Annotated in this window: 17 protein-coding genes, 1 tRNA gene and 1 pseudogene; 11 read left to right on the top strand and 8 right to left on the bottom strand. The window is 73.5% G+C overall.

What is annotated here, in order from left to right:
• The first annotated feature begins 10 nt into the window (after window positions 1-10).
• Window positions 11-607, top strand: a complete 597-nt coding sequence (locus GVV04_RS17675; RefSeq protein WP_161689109.1) for a TetR family transcriptional regulator — start codon at window positions 11-13, stop codon at window positions 605-607.
• Between the two features lie 46 nt (window positions 608-653).
• On the opposite strand, the gene GVV04_RS17680 is transcribed toward GVV04_RS17675, so the two are convergent.
• Complete coding sequence (locus tag GVV04_RS17680) at window positions 654-1,862, bottom strand: amino acid deaminase/aldolase (RefSeq protein WP_161689110.1); 1,209 nt, start codon at window positions 1,860-1,862, stop codon at window positions 654-656.
• 295 nt (window positions 1,863-2,157) lie between these two features.
• Here GVV04_RS17680 and tmk point away from each other — a divergent pair, with 295 nt between their 5' ends.
• The 6 genes from tmk to GVV04_RS17710 all read left to right on the top strand — a co-directional run bounded on the left by tmk (window position 2,158) and on the right by GVV04_RS17710 (window position 8,116).
• On the top strand, window positions 2,158-4,254 hold the full coding sequence (gene tmk, locus GVV04_RS17685; RefSeq protein WP_161689444.1) for a dTMP kinase: 2,097 nt from the start codon (window positions 2,158-2,160) through the stop codon (window positions 4,252-4,254).
• Window positions 4,254-5,546 carry a DNA polymerase III subunit delta' gene (locus GVV04_RS17690; RefSeq protein ID WP_161689111.1) on the top strand — a complete coding sequence of 431 codons (1,293 nt, stop codon included), beginning with the start codon at window positions 4,254-4,256 and terminating at the stop codon, window positions 5,544-5,546. The genes tmk and GVV04_RS17690 overlap by 1 nt, the downstream gene beginning before the upstream one ends.
• A 124-nt stretch (window positions 5,547-5,670) precedes the next feature.
• Window positions 5,671-6,000: a YbaB/EbfC family nucleoid-associated protein gene (locus GVV04_RS17695; RefSeq protein ID WP_161689112.1), complete on the top strand. Its 330-nt coding sequence runs from the start codon at window positions 5,671-5,673 to the stop codon at window positions 5,998-6,000.
• 1 nt (window position 6,001) lies between these two features.
• Window positions 6,002-6,307: a type VII secretion target gene (locus GVV04_RS17700; protein WP_161689113.1), complete on the top strand. Its 306-nt coding sequence runs from the start codon at window positions 6,002-6,004 to the stop codon at window positions 6,305-6,307.
• Window positions 6,307-6,975, top strand: a complete 669-nt coding sequence (locus tag GVV04_RS17705; RefSeq protein WP_161689114.1) for a hypothetical protein — start codon at window positions 6,307-6,309, stop codon at window positions 6,973-6,975. The genes GVV04_RS17700 and GVV04_RS17705 overlap by 1 nt, the downstream gene beginning before the upstream one ends.
• Window positions 6,976-7,279: 304 nt before the next feature.
• Entirely contained in the window at window positions 7,280-8,116 is an 837-nt protein-coding gene (locus GVV04_RS17710) for a PSP1 domain-containing protein (protein WP_161689115.1), read from the top strand.
• A 14-nt stretch (window positions 8,117-8,130) separates the two neighbouring features.
• Here the strand turns inward: GVV04_RS17710 and GVV04_RS17715 are convergent, their stop codons facing one another.
• The gene (locus GVV04_RS17715; protein WP_328822431.1) at window positions 8,131-9,885 is read right to left on the bottom strand and encodes a metallophosphoesterase family protein; all 1,755 of its coding nucleotides are present in this window, start codon (window positions 9,883-9,885) and stop codon (window positions 8,131-8,133) included.
• 141 nt (window positions 9,886-10,026) lie between these two features.
• Here GVV04_RS17715 and GVV04_RS17720 point away from each other — a divergent pair.
• Window positions 10,027-10,100, top strand: a tRNA-Thr gene (locus tag GVV04_RS17720).
• A gap of 130 nt (window positions 10,101-10,230) precedes the next feature.
• On the opposite strand, the gene GVV04_RS17725 is transcribed toward GVV04_RS17720, so the two are convergent.
• Together GVV04_RS17725 and GVV04_RS17730 are read right to left on the bottom strand one after the other, a co-directional pair.
• Window positions 10,231-10,620, bottom strand: a complete 390-nt coding sequence (locus GVV04_RS17725; protein ID WP_201753587.1) for a fluoride efflux transporter FluC — start codon at window positions 10,618-10,620, stop codon at window positions 10,231-10,233.
• Window positions 10,621-10,625: 5 nt separating this feature from the next.
• The gene (locus GVV04_RS17730) at window positions 10,626-11,024 is read right to left on the bottom strand and encodes a fluoride efflux transporter FluC (RefSeq protein ID WP_161689116.1); all 399 of its coding nucleotides are present in this window, start codon (window positions 11,022-11,024) and stop codon (window positions 10,626-10,628) included.
• A 422-nt stretch (window positions 11,025-11,446) separates the two neighbouring features.
• On the opposite strand from GVV04_RS17730, the gene GVV04_RS17735 reads away from it, so the two are divergent.
• Together GVV04_RS17735 and GVV04_RS17740 are read left to right on the top strand one after the other, a co-directional pair.
• Complete coding sequence (locus tag GVV04_RS17735) at window positions 11,447-12,340, top strand: hypothetical protein (protein WP_161689117.1); 894 nt, start codon at window positions 11,447-11,449, stop codon at window positions 12,338-12,340.
• 71 nt (window positions 12,341-12,411) lie between these two features.
• Window positions 12,412-12,654, top strand: coding sequence for a hypothetical protein (locus GVV04_RS17740; RefSeq protein WP_161689118.1), 243 nt, complete (start codon window positions 12,412-12,414; stop codon window positions 12,652-12,654).
• A 373-nt stretch (window positions 12,655-13,027) separates the two neighbouring features.
• Here GVV04_RS17740 and GVV04_RS17745 read toward each other — a convergent pair.
• Window positions 13,028-13,477 (bottom strand): annotated as a pseudogene (locus tag GVV04_RS17745) (SRPBCC family protein); the annotation flags it as partial.
• 180 nt (window positions 13,478-13,657) lie between these two features.
• Here GVV04_RS17745 and GVV04_RS17750 point away from each other — a divergent pair.
• The gene (locus GVV04_RS17750) at window positions 13,658-14,194 is read left to right on the top strand and encodes a DUF4240 domain-containing protein (RefSeq protein WP_161689447.1); all 537 of its coding nucleotides are present in this window, start codon (window positions 13,658-13,660) and stop codon (window positions 14,192-14,194) included.
• A gap of 1 nt (window position 14,195) precedes the next feature.
• Here GVV04_RS17750 and GVV04_RS17755 read toward each other — a convergent pair whose 3' ends face one another.
• The 3 genes from GVV04_RS17755 to GVV04_RS17765 all read right to left on the bottom strand — a co-directional run bounded on the left by GVV04_RS17755 (window position 14,196) and on the right by GVV04_RS17765 (window position 16,715).
• Entirely contained in the window at window positions 14,196-14,681 is a 486-nt protein-coding gene (locus GVV04_RS17755) for a GNAT family N-acetyltransferase (protein ID WP_161689120.1), read from the bottom strand.
• Window positions 14,682-14,743: 62 nt separating this feature from the next.
• Entirely contained in the window at window positions 14,744-16,099 is a 1,356-nt protein-coding gene (locus GVV04_RS17760) for an MFS transporter (RefSeq protein ID WP_161689121.1), read from the bottom strand.
• The gene (locus GVV04_RS17765) at window positions 16,089-16,715 is read right to left on the bottom strand and encodes a helix-turn-helix domain-containing protein (RefSeq protein ID WP_161689122.1); all 627 of its coding nucleotides are present in this window, start codon (window positions 16,713-16,715) and stop codon (window positions 16,089-16,091) included. Before GVV04_RS17765 ends, GVV04_RS17760 begins: the two co-directional genes overlap by 11 nt.
• Window positions 16,716-16,782 lie beyond the last annotated feature (67 nt).

Below are 16,782 nucleotides of genomic sequence, written 5' to 3' on the forward strand. Positions count from 1 at the left end.
GGTCCAACGAATGTTGGACGCCTGTGCCGAACTCGTCGACGAGGTGGGGTACGAGGGCCTGACCACGACCCTGCTCGCCGAGCGCGCCGAGGTTGCGATCGGGTCGGTCTACCAGTTCTTCCCGGACAAACGGGCCATCGTGCAGGCGCTGACGCTGCGCACGATGGAGTCCTACCTCCAGCGCCTCGACGAGCGGTTCGCCTCGGACGACCTGAGCCACTGGTGGGACGGCGTCGACGCGGGGATCGACGAGTACATCACGATGCACCGCACCGTCCCGGGGTTCCGCACCCTGCACTTCGGCGACGTGGTCGACCTGCACCTGCTCGACGAGCAGCGGGACAACAACGGCGTGATCGCCGACCAGTTGGCCCGGGTGCTCACCGAACGGTTCGGGATGATCGACGAGCCGCGCCTGCGGTTCTGCCTGGAGATCGCCGTCGAGGCCTCGGACGCCCTGATCAAGCTGGCGTTCCGGCGCAACCCCGAGGGTGACGAGCGGGTGCTCGCCGAGGCCAAGGCGCTCATCCGCGAGTACCTGCACCGGCACGTCACCGTCCCGGCCGACGCCGCCACTCCCGCTCCCGCCCCCAGCGTCTCCTCCTGATCCCGGCCACCGGGGGCGGCCCGACCTCCTGGAGCCGCTCGGGTGGCTACAGGAAGGCGTGGCCCTCCCCCCGGTAGGTGGGGACGCTGCCCACCACCCGGTCCCCCTCGACCAGGTGCAGCTCGTTGACGTGCTCGCAGACCTCACCGGCCTTGGCGTGCCGGAACCAGACCAGGTCGCCGACCCGCAGGTCGTCCGCCGCCCGGCCGGCCAGCGGGGTCTGCACCTCGCCGGCCCCCTCCGCACCGAGCAGCTTCAACCCGGTCGGCAGCCAGGGGGAGGGCAGGCGGGTGTCTTCGGCCGGGCCGGAGGCGATCCAGCCGCCGCCGAGCACCGTGGCCAGCCCGGGTGCCGGGCGGCGGACCACCGCGCAGGCGAAGAACGCCGCCGGGGTGGGTCGCCAGGCGCGGTACGCGTCGAACAGCGTCGGCCCGTACAGGCCGGATCCCGCGGTGACCTCGGTGACCGCGGGGTCGGCGCTGGTCGCCGCGAGGCTGCCGGTGCCGCCGCCGTTGACGAATTCCAGCTCGGCGTGTTCGCGTACCGCGGCCACCGCCGCGCCCCGGCGGGCCAGCAGTTCCCGGTACGACCCGCGCTGGGCCACCCGGATCGCGGCGGCCATCGCCGCCCGCCCCGGCGGGGCGTCGCCCACCCCGGCGATCTGCGCCTCGTACGACATCAGGCCGACCAGCCGGAAGCCGGGCCGGGCGGCGACGGCGGCGGCGAGCGCGCCGGCCGCCCGGGCGCTGTGCACCGGGGAGCGGCGCACTCCGACGTGCACCCGCCCGCGCAGGGGTCGCCAGGAGGCGTCCAGGTCGATGCAGACCCGCAGCGGGGGTCGATGCCCCGGCGGGCGAACCGCGTCGATGAGGTCGAGCTGGTCGGTGCCGTCGATCATCAGGGTGACGGACCGGGCCAGCTCCTCGTCGCCGGCCAGTTCGGCGAGCGCCCTCCGGTCGGCCGTGGGGTACGCCACCAGCGCGTCGTCGGTCACGCCGGTGCGGACCAGCCAGCTCGCCTCGGGCAGGGTGAACGCCAGCACTCCGGCCCAGCCGGGTCGGCCCAGCACGCGGCCGAGCAGCTCACGGGCCCGCACGGACTTGCTGGCGACCCGGATCGGCTTGCCGCCGGCGAGGGGGACCAGCGCCGTGGCATTGGCGTCGAACGCCGTCAGGTCGACCACCGCGTACGGCGGGTCGAGGTGGGCGGTCGCCCGGTTCAGGCGCTCGCGAAGTTTGTCGCTTTCGGTGGCCACGTGTGCACGCTAACTGTCAAACGGTCAATGCGAAATACCCTCGCGTATGCCTGCTGCAGCCGGTGGTGCCGGCGGCCTAGGCTCGGCGAGCAGGCAATGTCGCGGACGGGGTGCCCCCGGCCGGGACTAGAGTGTTGCACCGGGACTGCCCAGTGTTGGGCCGGCACGTGGAGGTACGGCCATCGAAAGCCAGAACAACGGCGAGTCGTCCGGCGTGTCGCCCTCCGGCGACCGGCCCGACACCGCCGCCACGACCCCGCCCGCCGACCGGTCCGGGGGCGCCGCGATCCGCTCCGTGCTGCGCATCCGGCCGTTCCGCCGGCTCTGGATCGTGCTCGGCGCCGCCTCCTTCGGTGACTGGCTCGGACTGCTCGCCACCTCCGTCTTCGCCGCCGCCCAGGTCTCGGGCAGCACCGCGCAGGGCGCCGCGTTCGGCACCCTGATCGCGATCCGGCTGCTGCCCGCGTTGATCCTCGGCCCGGTGGCCGGCGTCTTCGCCGACCGGTTCGACCGGCGCTGGACGATGGTCATCTGCGACGTGCTGCGCTTCCTGCTCTTCGCCTCCATCCCGCTGTTCGCGCTCACCGGGGCCAGCGGCGGCCTGGTGGTCGGCTGGGCGGCGGTCGCCACCTTCCTGATCGAAACGATCACCCTGCTCTGGATCCCGGCCAAGGAGGCCGCGGTTCCCAACCTCATCCCGCGCGCCCGGCTGGAGGCGGCCAACCAGCTCACCCTGATCACCACGTACGGCATCACCCCGATCGCCGCCGCGCTCGGCCTGGCCGTGCTCGACCGCAGCATCCGGGGCGCGACCGGCGGCGAGATCCCGTCCTGGTCCGAGCCGGCCCAGATCGCGCTCTGGTTCAACGCGTTCTCCCGGCTGGCCACCGCGCTGGTGGTCGCGTTCGGGATCAAGGAGATCAGTCAGACGCAGTCCAGCGAGGCGGAGCGCACCGAGCAGGGCATGCGGCACCAGTTCATCGAGGGCTGGCGGTACATCGGGCAGACCCCGCTGGTGCGCGGCCTGGTGCTCGGCATCTTCGGCGCGTTCGCCGGCGGTGGGATCGTGATCGGCACGGCGAAGTTCTTCGCCGCCTCGCTCGGCGCCGGTGACGCCGCCTTCTACCTGCTCTTCGGCGCGATGTTCGTGGGCCTGGCCGTGGGCATCGGGCTCGGCCCGATGATCGTCCGGGACATGTCCCGGCGGCGCTGGTTCGGGATGAGCATCGTGCTGGCCAGCGCGTCCGTGCTGGTGCTCGCGTTCGCCATCCACCTGTCCATGGCAGTGCTCGGCGCGATCCTGGTCGGCGCGGGCGCCGGGATGGCCTTCCTCGCCGGCACCACGCTGCTCGGTGGTGAGGTCGCCGACGAGGTGCGCGGCCGGGTCTTCGCGGTGGTGCAGATCGGCACCCGGCTGGTGCTGATCCTGGCCATCGCGCTGAGCAGCCTGCTGGTCGGCGTCGGTGGCTCCCGCCAGTTGACCATCGCCGACCTGGGCATCTCCATCTCGTCCACCCGGTTGCTGCTGCTCGCCGCGGGCGCCGCCGGCATCTTCGCCGGGATCAGCGCCTTCGGCCAGATGGACGACAAGAAGGGCGTGCCGGTCCTCGCCGACCTGTGGGGGTCGATCCGGGGCCGCCCGCTGATGCCGGCCGAGAAGTTCGTCTCCAGCGGGCTCTTCGTGGTCTTCGAGGGCGGCGAGGGCGCCGGCAAGTCGACCCAACTCGCCACGCTCGCCGAGCGGCTGCGCGGGCAGGGCCGGGAGGTGGTGGTGACCCGGGAGCCGGGGGCCACCGGAATCGGCGAGCAGATCCGCTCGCTGGTGCTCGACACCGCCGTCGAGGCGCCCTCGCCGCGCGCCGAGGCGCTGCTCTACGCCGCGGACCGCGCGCACCACGTGGCCACCGTGGTCCGGCCGGCGCTCATCCGGGGCGCGGTGGTGATCAGCGACCGGTACGTCGACTCGTCTCTGGCTTACCAGGGGGCCGGGCGGACGCTGCCCGTCGACGAGGTCTCCTGGCTCTCCTCCTGGGCCACCGGCGGGCTCAAGCCCGACCTGGTGGTGCTGCTCGACGTCGAACCGCAGACCGGCCTGTCCCGGGTCGCGTCGCGCAACGCCGGGGCCGACCGGTTGGAGGCCGAGTCCGTCGCGTTCCACGAGCGGGTCCGGTACGCCTTCCTCGACCTCGCGGCGAGCGACCCGAAGCGGTACCTGGTGCTCGACGCGTCCCGCCCCGTCGGGGAGACCGCCGAGCGGGTGGCCCGGCGGGTGGGGGAGTTCCTCGTCGACCCGGCCGGCATCGTGCACCCCCGCCTCGCCCAGGGGCCGGACACCTCGGTGCAGCCGGAGTTATCCGACACGGAGATGGTGACGATGGAGCGCCGGACCTGATGCCCGACGTCTTCGCCGACATAGTCGGGCAGGACGACGTCGTCGACACGCTGCGCCGGGCGGCCGCGTCCGCCGCGGCCGTGCTGCGCGGGGCCGCCGCCGGCCGCGCGGCGGCCGCCGCCGGCCCGGTCGCCCCCGACGACGATGACGCCCTGGCCGCCGAGGCGGAGGCCGAGGCCGCCGAGGGGGCGGGCGGGGCCGCCCAGGGATCGGGGATGACCCACGCGTGGATCCTCACCGGGCCGCCGGGCTCGGGGCGCTCGGTGGCCGCCCGCGCCTTCGCCGCCGCCCTCCAGTGCCTGCGCGGCACCGGCTGTGGGGAGTGCCAGGGCTGCCACACCACGCTCGCCGGCACCCACGCCGACGTCCGCCTGGTGGCGCCCGAGGGACTTTCCATCGGCGTCGGCGAGATGCGTGCCCTGGTGCTCCGGGCGGCGAGCACCCCGTCCGGCGGCCGGTGGCAGGTGGTGATCGTCTCCGATGCCGACCGGCTCACCGAGGCGGCCGGCAACGCGCTGCTCAAGGCCGTCGAGGAGCCGCCGCCACGCACGGTCTTCCTGCTCTGCGCCCCGTCCACCCACCCGGACGACGTCTCGGTGACCATCCGGTCGCGCTGCCGGGTCCTGCCGTTGCGGCAGCCGGCGCCCGAGGCGGTGGCCGAGGTGCTGGTCCGCCGGGACGGCATCGCCCCGGACGTGGCGCGGTGGGCGGCGGCGGCCGCGCAGGGGCACGTGGGCCGGGCCCGGCTGCTCGCCGGCGACCGGGAGGCCCGCGCCCGCCGCGACGCGGTGCTCGCGGTGCCGCGCCGGCTGACCGGGGTGGGTGCCGCCTTCGACGCGGCGTCCGCGCTGATCGAGGCGGCCGAGGCGGAGGCCGGCGCGGCCGTGACGGAGAGCGACGCCGCCGAGCGGGCCGCGTTGCAGACGGCGCTCGGCGCGGGTGGCACCGGCCGGGGCGCGGCCGGGGCGATGCGCGGGGCCGCCGGTCAGCTCAAGGAACTGGAGAAGCGGCAGAAGTCGCGAGCCACCCGGGCCCAGCGGGACGCCCTGGACCGGGCCCTGGTCGACCTGGCCGGCTTCTACCGCGACGCGCTCACCGCGGCGCTGCACGCGCCGGTCGCCCCGGTGCACACCGACACCGCCGTTCTGACCGCGGCCGGCGCGCAGCGGTGGGGCGCCGAGGGGTCGCTGCGCCGGCTGGAGGCCGTGCTGGAGTGCCGGGCCGCCATCGAGTCGAACGTCAAGCCGCGGATCGCGGTGGAGGCGATGATGCTGACCCTCTGGAAGGGCTGACCCCTTCCCACCCCTGCCCGGTGCACAGGTCATCGACAGGCGCGATTGGTGTGCGGTACGGTCCCGTATGCCGCGGTGACGGTGGCGGCACACTCAGTGAGAGCAGTGCCGGGAGGAGTCCGTGATGCCTCGGGGGGAGATCGACGAGGCCTGGATCGAGGAGGCGGTGCGGCGCTACCGCCGTATCGAGTCGTTGCAGGCCGAGTTCGACCAGGCGGTAGCGACCGTGGAGGTCACCGTGCGTTCCCCGGACGGGCTGGTCGAGGTGGTGGTCACCGCCGGCGGCCGGATCACGGATGTGCGGTTCCTCGGCCCGCTGCACAGCCGCCATCCCCGGGACGTCGCCGGCTCGGTACGGGCCGCGGTGAGCGCCGCCGCCGACGCCGCCCAGTGGGCCCGGGAGAAGCTGCACAACGAGACGTTCGCCGCGTACCGACCGCTCACGGGGGCCTGAGATGGACGAGCTGCGTGCCCTCGCCGCCCGGCTGGACGAGGCCAGCGCCACCCTCGACGTGCTGGCCCGCGCGGTGACCGCCGCCGACCCGCCGCACCCGGCGTTCGGCACGCACGTCCCGGGCCGACCCGGCGAGATCGGCCGGGCGCTGCACCAGCGGTGGACCGAGGCGACCGGCGACCGGGCCCGGGAGGCGACCGTCGCCGCGAGCAGGTTGTCCGCCGCCGCGTCCGCCGTCCGGGGCGCCGCCGACCGGTACTCGGGCGTCGACGACACGGCCCGACGCCGGCTGCGCCGGGAGGTCTGATGGACGCGCTGGACCGCCTCGCCGAGCCCGGCCTCGACCTGCTCGGCCGGGTCGACACGCTGCTCGCGGGCGGGGCCCCCGAGGGGCACCGGCTCTGGCCGCTGCTGCGGCGGATGCAGGTGCTCCCGGGTGAGGCGGTGCGGGGCTTCCTCGAACTGCATCCGGCGCCGCTGGCCGACGCCGGCCACGCGGTGCGCGCGCTCGTCCGGGGGTACGACGAGGTCTGTCACACCCTCACCGACCCGGCGTCCTGGTTCGGGCCGGCCGCGTCCGCGTACGACCAGGCGCGCTCCACCCTGCTGCGTCACCTCGACGAGGGCCCGGAGAGCCTGGTGGGTCGGCTGGAGGCGACGGCCGGGTACGCGGACGCCCTCGCCGACTGGGTGGAGGGCAGCCGGCTCGCGCTGGCCCGGTCCCTGGCCGACGTGCTCGGCTCCGTCGAGGCGGTCCGGGTCCGCGCCGCCACCGCGCCGGGGGTCGAGGCCGACGCCGTGGGGCCGCTCGCGGCGGCCGACGTCGCGTACCGGGTGCTCTCGGTGCTGGGGGTGGCCTACGACGGCGCGGAGACGCTGCTGCGCCAGTGGTCACCGAGCCTGGCGGAGACGACCTGGCGTGGGCCGGCGGGCGGCCCGACCCGCTACGACACCTTCACCCGGGTCGGCCGCTGACCCACCCGGGCTTGCGCCGGGGCTGGTGTGGCCACGGCGTCGCGCCGGTGGCACCGGTGTGACCCGGGCTTTCGGCGGCGACGCCGTGGCCTTCCCCTGCACCCCCCGCAGGTCTGCCCTCCACTCAACGCCCCGGGCCGGCGTTTGTCGCCCGGCTGGGAGCGGAATCAGCCGTCCGGGCAGGCGTATCGGGACGACGGGTCGGCCGGGCCGGACGATTCGACGACCATGGATAGCTGCGCCGGGTGACCGGATGGCGACCGGTGGGGTGGGTGGCGCGGCCACTCCGTCGTAGGGTGAGGGCATGGGCATGCTCTGCGCGGTCAGCTTCAACCGGTACGGGCGGCTCTACTACCTTGACCCGGGCGAGTTCCGCCCGCAGGTGGGCGACCGGGTGCTGGTGCCCACCGACGACGGTCCCGAGGTCGCGGAGTGTGTCTGGGCCGCGCAGTGGGTCGGCGAGGACACCGACGGCTTCCCCAAGCTGGCCGGGCTCGCCGGGGACGACGACCTGCGCCGCGACGAGCTGCTGCGGCGGCGCAAGGCCGAGGCGAAGGTGGCCGCGAAGCGGCTGATCCGCGACCACAGCCTGCCCATGAAGGTGGTCGCCGTCGACCACGTCCTCGGCACCGACGGCGACGGCGACCGCACCACGATCTACTTCACCGCCCCGCACCGGGTCGACTTCCGCTCCCTGGTCCGTGACCTCGGGGCGACCCTGCACTGCCGGGTCGAGCTGCGCCAGCTCTCCGCCCGCGACTCCGCCCGGGTGCAGGGCGGCATCGGCTCCTGCGGCCGGGACCTGTGCTGCGCCACCTTCCTCACCGACTTCGAGCCGGTCACCATCCGGATGGCCAAGGACCAGGACCTGCCGCTGAACCCGCTGCGGATCTCCGGCGCCTGCGGCCGGCTGATGTGCTGCCTGAAGTACGAGCATCCCCTCTACCAGCGGTTCCAGGAGTCGGCCCCGCCCGTCGGCAGCCGGGTGAGCTCCCCCGAGGGCGACGGCCGGGTGGTGGGCCACAGCGTTCCCCGCGACTCGGTGACCGTCCGCCTGGAGGCCGACGGCTCCCGCTGCTCGTGCAGCCGGGCCTCGGTCTGCGCGCCCCGCCAGGCCCACGACCAGCACTACACCCCCTGACCCGTGGATTGGGGTTAGGGGCGGAGGGTGATGGGGGGCTCGGCCAGGTGGGGGGTCAGGGGGGTCTTGGGGGCCAGCCAGGAGGCTGTGGGGGAGGTGTCCGGGTTGATGCGCCAGTCGCGGGCGACGCGGTCCACCGAGATCGGGTAGATGGTCAGCGTGCCGTCCGGGTCGATGCGCATCCGCAGGAACGCCTTGGAGTCCTCGATGCCCTGGCCGGCGAAGAGCTCGTTCAGGTTGACCCCGAACGCGCCGGCGATCAGCAGGTACGCCGCCGCCAGCTCGGCGGCCAGGAACCCGATCACCGGCCCGTAGACCACCGCGGCGGCGGCGGCCGGCAGGGGCCAGGACCAGTGGTAGAAGGGCAGCGACAGCCACGCCCAGGTGCCGGCGGCGGCCAGCGCCACATGGGCCAGCCCGTGCCCCACCCCGAGCAGCCAGTGTCGTACGTGCCGTTTCCCGCCGGCGCTGGGCGGCTTCGCGAAGACCGCCGCCCCGAGCATCGTCACCACCAGCATCGCCACCAGCGGGACGCTGAACAGCCGCTGCTCGGTGCCGCCGGCCCGGTTCGCCGCCACCCCGGCCATGGACAGCATGAGCAGCGTGTGCAGGGTGCCGAGCAGCGTGCAGAAGCCCGGGTTGCGTCTCGGCAGCCGGCGGAACACCTCCCAGCCGTACCGCCGGGAGCGGGCCCGGTCGGGGTAGCGGGCCACCAGGTCGTACGCGCGGGTGCGGCTGGCCCGCCGGGCCAGGGTGTCGCGCGGCGGCACCTCGATCCGCTCGGGCAGGTGGTGGGTGGGGTACAGGTAGGCCCCGCCGCTGCCGCAGGTGATCAGTTGCCGGTCCGGGCCGGCGTACCGGGCGTAGTGGTGCAGGTCGCCGGAGACGAGCAGTCGCACCCGCGCCCCGGTCGGCGAGACGATGGTACGGACGAAGTAGTCGATCGAGTCGTACGCCGTGGGGTGGTCGACGGCCTTGACCCAGGTCGGCGCCGGCACGGCGATGATCACCTGACTCTGTGGCCCCAGCTTGCGGGCGACCACGTCGAAGTAGGTGAGCTGCGGGTCGTCCAGGTACGAGCCGGACTGGTCGTCGAGGCCGAGCAGCCACCAGTCGGCGGGCAGTTCCACGGCGAAGTACGAGCGGGACTGCCCGGTTCCCCAGCCGCCGAAGTGCCGGTCCCGGGACCGGACGAACAGCCGCAGGAAGGCGGTCAGCCCGTCGTACCAGTCGTGGTTGCCGGGCACCGCGAACAGGGTGGGGCGCTCGGGCGGCGTGACCGGCAGCGCGGCCTGGTACGGCCCCTTGCACCGGTCCTCGTAGGCGGCGTAGGACGCCGACGGGTAGACCTGGTCGCCGCCCATCACCAGGGTCCGCGCCCGGGGCAGCCGGTGCCCGTCGACCTCCAGCTCGGGCTGGGCGAGCAGGTACGCGACCGAGTATGTGGCGTTGAAGCCGTCGCCCAGGTCGGCCACGTAGTCCAGCCACAGCCCGCCGTCGGGCCCGACCTGGCGGAAGATCCCGTCGCCGAACGCGTTCTGTAGCTCCCGCTTGTCCAGGTACGCCCCGAACAGCATCGCCAGCAGCGTACGCAGGCCGGTGCTGATCAGCAGGAGCGGCGCGAGCCAGGGCACCGGCTTGCGCGGGGTGAAGCCCAGCTCCAGCGGATCGGTGCTGCGCGGCCGACGCGCCGCCTCGGCGTCGGCGCTGTCGTCGCCCGGGCGGTCGACGCCGTCCGGGCCGTCGACGGGGGTGCGATCGTCGGTCACCCGGGGCAGCGTAGTCCCGGCCAGGCCGTCGCGCTGTCAGGTGCGGGCACCCCCGGCCGGCCGGCTGTCCGCACCCGTCGATGCGGAGGGGAGATCCGACTGGGTTCGCCGCCCGGGTGTGCCGTACACTTTACGATCGTTGCCGCCTTAGCTCAGTCGGCTAGAGCGACGCACTCGTAATGCGTAGGTCGACGGTTCGATTCCGTCAGGCGGCTCGGCAACGAGAAAGGCCCCGTGACCAGGCGAAATGCCGGTCAGGGGGCCTTTCTCATCTCTGGTTTTCGATCTTGTTGACGAGGGCGTGGGGTCACTTGGTCGGAGAGGCCATCCCGGTACGCCCTGTTGCTAGATCAGACCGCCGAGCCACAGGCCGAACGCGGCCAGCACAAGGCTCGCGCCGAGGCTGCCGAGCACATTGAAGGCCTCGACGGCGGCGTTCTTGCGCAGCAGCCCCATCGTGTGCCACTCCTCGGTGGAGAAGGTGGTGTAGGCGCCGAGGAAGCCGACCCCGGCGATCGCGGCGAAGTCCTGCGCACCACCAGCGGCGTTCTTCGCGGCATAGCCGGTGACGATGCCGAGCACGAAGGCCCCGGAGACATTGATCAAGAAGGTGCTCGCCGGGAAGGCCCTGCTGGGCTCGGTGACCCGCTTCTTCCACCATGGCTTCACCAACGCGTCAACGCCGGCGCGGCTCAGCGCCCCGAGCCCGCCGGCCAGGAACACCCCGATGCCCACCCACATCACGCACGCCCGCTCGTCGGATGCCCCACCCGCAGTTCCGCGAGGCGAGCGCCGAGCGCTGCGGCGATCACTCCACCGAAAATGCTCACGACGAGGTAGGCGATGCCCACCCCGGTGTGCCGCGCCCCGATCAGTTGATCGGCCTCGACGATGAAGTGCGACCAGGTGGTGAAGCCGCCGATGACGCCGGTCGAGAGGAACGGCTTGCCCCACGGCCCCGGCAGCCGGTGCGCCGCGAGCAGCGTCATCACGGCACCGAGGGCGAAGGCGCCCACCATGTTGATCATAAAGGTGACCCAGGGGAAGTCCGGTGGAGTGGGCGGGGCGAGGCCGAGCCCCAGGACGTACCGCAGGGTGGCGCCGATGCCGCCGCCGATGATGATCGCCAGGACTGTCACGTACCCATTAGCTCACCGGCGTCCTCGGTCACCGCCCAGGTTGGGGATGCCTCACCCGTACGGTTGGGGCCCTGTCCGAGCGGGCCCAACATCGAAATACCCACCCCACGACGCGCCACCCCGAGAATCGGCGGCAGCCGCGAAGCGGGCCCCGGGCGGCCACTCACCGGCTCGCCGGATGATAACTCTGCGTGAAAACTCCGGGGCTTCTGCCCGCAGGGGGCGGACGCCCGGCCAGGCGCGCCATCCGGCAACTGCCACTATCCGAAGAGGCGGCGTTTCCGCTGGTAGATGTATGGATGTCTCGTTACTCTTGGCTCATCAGCCCAGCGATGTGCTCCTTTGGTCGGGCGCGTCACGCATCTCCGGATTCTTACTCGGAGTGATCATTGTGCCCGGCCTTCCCACGGAAGGAGGGCCCCATGACGCGGGCCCCGACGAATCTCTTGAACGTTCGAACCCTGTTGTTGTTGTACCTCAAGGATCTGGACCCGGCCGCCGTCGGCATCGTCGGCGACCCGGCCCACCGCGGGGGTTACCACTGCGGCTCCGACCGGGTCGTGACCAACGACTACTCGGTCGTGGAGTCCCCCCGGGACCAGTCGGGGCTGACCCTGGACGCCTCCGGCCTGGACGTCGGCTCCTTCACCGCACAGTCGGGCGGCCGGGCCCACGACCTGCGCTCGTTCTCGGTCTGGTGTGTGCAGCAGTGCGCGGCCGGCGCGGCCGACACGCGGGACATCAGGGAGATCATCTACTCCGTGGACGGCAAGGTCGTCCGGCGGTGGGACCGGCTCGGCAGGCGCACCACCGGCGACAACTCCCACCTGTGGCACACCCACTTCAGCTTCTTCCGCGACTCCACGAAGGCGGGCCGGGCCCAGACCCCGCTGTTCCGCCGCTACCTGACGACCATCGGACTGCTCACCACGATCCCGGAGGACGACATGAGCGACCAGGCAGAGAACGAGATCCACCAGGTGTACGCCGGGCTCTTCGCCGGCGGGTCGAGCATGGGCCGGACCGTCGACCCCGACGGCGCCGGGCCCATGGAGGCCAGCAACAGCATCGTCGCGAAGCTCGACTACGTGATGTCGCGACTGGACGGTGTGGCCGCCGGGGTCACCACCCTGGGCGGGAAGGACTGGACGGACGAGCCGGCCATCATCGCCGGGGTGCTCGCCGGGCTGTCCCCGCAACGGCTCTCCGAGGCGTTGACGACCGCCGGGTTGACCCCGGCGGCCATCGCGGCGGCGGTGCCGCCGGACATTGCCCGGCAGGTCGTCGACGAGCTGACCACCCGGCTGTCCACCTGACGTCACCGTCGACGGGCCATTGCGCATCGTCGCCGGCGTGACCGAGCGACCGATCAACAGAGGAGGCCCGCATGTCCACCCCCATCCCCGCCTCGACCGCGACCGAACCGCTGTTCACCGTCGGCGCGATCACCGCTGCCGGGACGGCCGTGATCAGCCTGCTGGTCGCCTTCGGCCTGCCGCTGTCCGCCAATCAGCAGACCGCGATCCTCGGCATGGTCGCCGTGCTCGCCCCGCTGGTGGTGGCAGCGATCGCCCGGGGCCGGGTCTACTCGCCGGCCACCGTGGCCCGGCTGCTGGAGAGCCGCCGGTAGCGCACCGCCCGGAACCGCCCCGGCCAGCTCTACCCGGGGCGGGCCGGCGGCCTGCGCACCGCCGTGCCCGCCGGCCGCCCTCGACGTGACCAGGCCCCGGGCCCTCCCGGCGTGACCGGCCCGGGCCGCGTGGCCCGGGCCTTCGTCGTCGTCCAGGCGCCGATCAGAGCGGCCGGCGGGCGCCGTCGGGGTCGGCATCGGTCGGGTACGCGGGGATGGTCGGCGCAGTCGCCCCGGCGCCGGTCGGGTACGGGGTGGTGGTCGGCGCAGTCGTCCCGGCGTCGGTGTCCCGGGCGGACCCGTCGCCCCTGCCGCTGTCGCTCCGGGTGCCGGCCGCGTACTCGATGCCGGGCGTGCCGAGCTGGCGGCCCTCGTCGATCGTGCCGCGCCAGCCGCCGGTCTCGACGCCACGGCTCTCGATGTACGTCTTGAACCTCTCCAGGTCGGACTCGGCCTGCCGCTCGACGAGGTGCAGCCGTTCGCCGGTCTTCTCGACGAAGCCCTCCGGCTCGTACTCCAGGAACAGCCGGACCATCGTGCGATTCGTGTCGACCGGCTGGAAGTAGACGGCGCCGGCGTTGGTGGTGCCCTCGGTGGCGGCCCAGGCGACCTTGCGGTCCGGCACCTGCTCCAGCACCTTCGCGTCCCACTCGCGCTGGACGCCGGCGATCTCGGCGACCCAGTGCATGCGCCTGTCGTCGAGCTGGTGCACCTCTCTGACAGCTCCCATGAACATGGGGAACTCCTCGAACTGCGTCCACTGGTTGTACGCGGTGCGGATCGGGACGTTCACCTCGACGGACTTCTCGACAGTGGTGGTCATCGGCACTCCTTCGGGTTGCGGTCTTCCGCGCTCTCGCGCGCCGGAAACGTGCTCACGTCCACCGAATCCGTACCCGAGGCCGGTCGTCTCAACCACGTCCGTCCGGGATGGCCGTCACCTCCGCCGTGGGTCGGCGACGGAACGGTGTCGGGCGGGCTGGCTAACATCCCGCCCGTGACCATGCCTTCAGACAATCCTGTGAAGCTGCTGCCGAGCGCCGGTGACGAGACCCGGTTCTGGGCCCTGGTGGAGTCCGCGTGGGAGCCGTTGGGCCCCGAGGTCCGGGCGCTGCGCCGTGCCCTTGCCGGGCGCGACCCGGACGCCGACGACGTCGACGTGTACGCCGTGGACGCCTCGCTCGCCCCGTTCCTGGACAACCTCCGCTCCCTCGGCGCCGAGTTGTCCAGCGAGGAGCTGACCGCCCTCGACCGGGTGATGGAGCGCAAGCTGTACGACGTCGACCGCGCCGACATCCACGCGGTGACGGACGGCTCCGACGACGGCTTCCTCTACTGCCGGGGCCATATCGTCGCCCTCGGGCAGGAGTTCTACGAGGCGGTGCGCGCCAACCCCGCCCTCGCCGTCCTGGACGGCACTTGCGAGAGCATCTGCTACCTCTTCGCCCACCTGCACGACAAGCTGTTCGGCGGGTGGCCGCGCACCGGGTCGGGCATCTCCCGGGAGTCGTTCAGCAACCCGGAGGGCTGGCGCGGCTAGCTCAGAACGCGCAGTACATCACGTGCAGGCCCACCCGGCCCAGGCTCGGGTGGGCGAACGCGCCCGGCACCGTGCCGACCACCTCGAAGCCGTGCCGCCGGTACAGCTCCACCGCCGTGCGGTTGGTCTCGACCACCGCGTTGAACTGCATCCCGGCGTACCCGCGCTCGCGGGCCCAGCCCAGCGCGTGCCGGCTCAGGGCGGTGCCCACCCCGCGCCCCCGGGCGTCCGCCGCGACCATGAAGCTGGCCGTGGAGACGTGCGATCCCGGGCCCGGCCGGTTGGTGCCCATCTTGGCCGTGCCGAGGACCCGGTCGCCCTCGACCGCCACGACGGTCAGGCCGGGCGGGCGCTCCACCCACATGTCGTACGCCTGCCCGGTGGTCATGGCCGGGTCGTACGGGAAGGTCTCCTCGGCCCGGACGACCTCGCCGACGATCTCCCACACCTGTGGCCAGTCGGCCTCGACGAACTCGCGGATCAGCACGGCCGACGACGCTAGCAGCGTCGCCGGCCGGCGACGACCGGTTATCGAGCCGGCCGGGCCGGTCACGCCCGGCCCGCCTCCTCCGGCTGGGCGGGCAGCTCCCGCATGCCGCGTACGGGGGAGAGAAGCACCCAGAACAGGCCGAGCAGCGCGCCGGCGGTGGCGATCCACAGCGCCGGCCGGATGCCGATGGTGGCGCCCAGCGCCCCGCCGAGCAACGCGCCGATCGGCCGGATCCCGTAGTTGACCGTGCGCCGGGCGCCCATGGTGCGGGACAGCAGCGCGTCGGGGGTGAGCGCGGTCTGCATCGAGCTGGTGGTGATGTCGAGCATCATCACGCCGACGCCGGCGCCGAACTCGGAGGCGAAGAGCATGCCGAGCACCACCGGCGTCGGCCCGTCGGCCAGCGGGACGAGCAGCAGCGGGGCGGGGAAGGCCACGAAGCTCGCCACCATCGTCGGCCCGATCCCGAACCGGCGGGTCAGCCGGCCGGTGACTGCGGCGCCGACGAGCCCGCCCACCGCGCCCGCGCCCAGCACCGCACCGAGCACGCCGGGGGAGAGTCCGAGCTCCCGGACGGCGTAGAGCACGAAGAGCGCCGAGAACATGAAGTTGAAGAGGTTGAGGGTGGTGGTGCCGAGCAGGATGGACCGCATCGCCGGTGCCCGCGCCAGGAACCGCAGCCCGTCGGCGATGCCGAGCCCGCCGCCCCGGGCCGGCGCCGGCTCCGTCGGCCGGATCCGCCCCAGGAAGTACGCGGACACGAGGTACGACGCGGCGTCGGCGAGCAGCGCGATCGGGGCGGTGAGCACCTGCACCAGCACGCCGCCGACGCTCGGGCCGGCGACCAGGGACATCGCCCGGCTGCCCGAGATGAGGGTGTTCGCGGCCACGTAGTCGGGCCGGCGCACCAGCGACACGAAGAGCGGCGCGCGGGCCACCTCGAAGAGCACGGCGAGGGTGCCCGTGGCGAAGGCGATCAGGTAGAGCGGTGGCAGGGCCAGCAGGTCGAACAGGTACAGCACCGGCACGGCGGCCAGCAGCAGGGCGCGACCGAGGTCGGCGAGGATCATCAGCCGGCGCTTGTGCGGCAACCGGTCGACCCACGCCCCGGCGAGCAGCGAGAAGAGCAGGTTCGGGGCGAGGGCGGCGGCGGTCAGGTAACCCATCTCGGCCGGGCCGGCGCCGGCCCCGAGCACGGCCAGCAGGGGCAGGGCGAGGGTGGAGATCTCGTCGCCGAAATACGAGACGGTCTGCGCCGACCAGTACCGCCGGAACGTCCGCTCGCGCAGCAGCCGGGGCAGCCGCCCGCGCCGAACGGGACGGGCCGGAGCGGCGGCCTCCGGGGGCGGAACGGCGTCTCGTGCGGCGGCTTCCGGCGGGGCGGCCTCCAGCGCGGCGGTCGGCTCACCGCTCATCAGGCACCGCCGCGTCGCCGTCGCCTTGGGCGGGGGCGCCGTCCGTCGGGGCCGGCGCGTCGAGGAGCGCGAGCTGTACGAGCGCGACCCGGCGCGCGTCGGCCGGCCGCGAGGACGGGTCGGCGGTCCGGCCGTCGTACTCGGCGAGCAGGGCGTCCATCCGCTCGGTCAGCGCGGCCAGCTCGTCGGCGGTGACGTACAGCGACGCGTCGCTGAAGCCGGTGATCGCCCGCCACCGCGTGGGCTCGTCGGCCCGCCGGGCGAGGAACTCCTCGGCCTGCCGGGTGTACAGGGCGAGCTGGGTGGCGTTCAGCGTGTCCGTGGCCGCGCGCACCTGCGGGTCGTCGGAGGCGTCTTCCCAGGAGGTGGCGAGCGCCGTGGCCCGCCAGGGGCGTTCCCGGGCGTCGCTGGCGGGGGCCCGCTCGGCGAGCCCGTACTTGGCGAGCTGGCGCAGGTGGAAGGAGCAGTTGGGAACGTTCTCGCCGAGCCGCTCGGCGGCCCGGGTGGCGGTCATCGGGCCCTCCCGCCGCAGCAGCCCGACGAGGGCCATCCGCAGCGGGTGGGCGTAGCCGCGCAGGGCGACCGGGTCGGAGAGCTTCACCCGAGGCAACGTCATACCCTAAAGCTATCATTAGAAAGATAGCTTTAGCAATGTCCGCGCGAAGGTGGGCGGGACGACCGCC

This window comes from Micromonospora rubida, from assembly GCF_009908295.1.
Classification (GTDB): domain Bacteria; phylum Actinomycetota; class Actinomycetes; order Mycobacteriales; family Micromonosporaceae; genus Micromonospora; species Micromonospora rubida.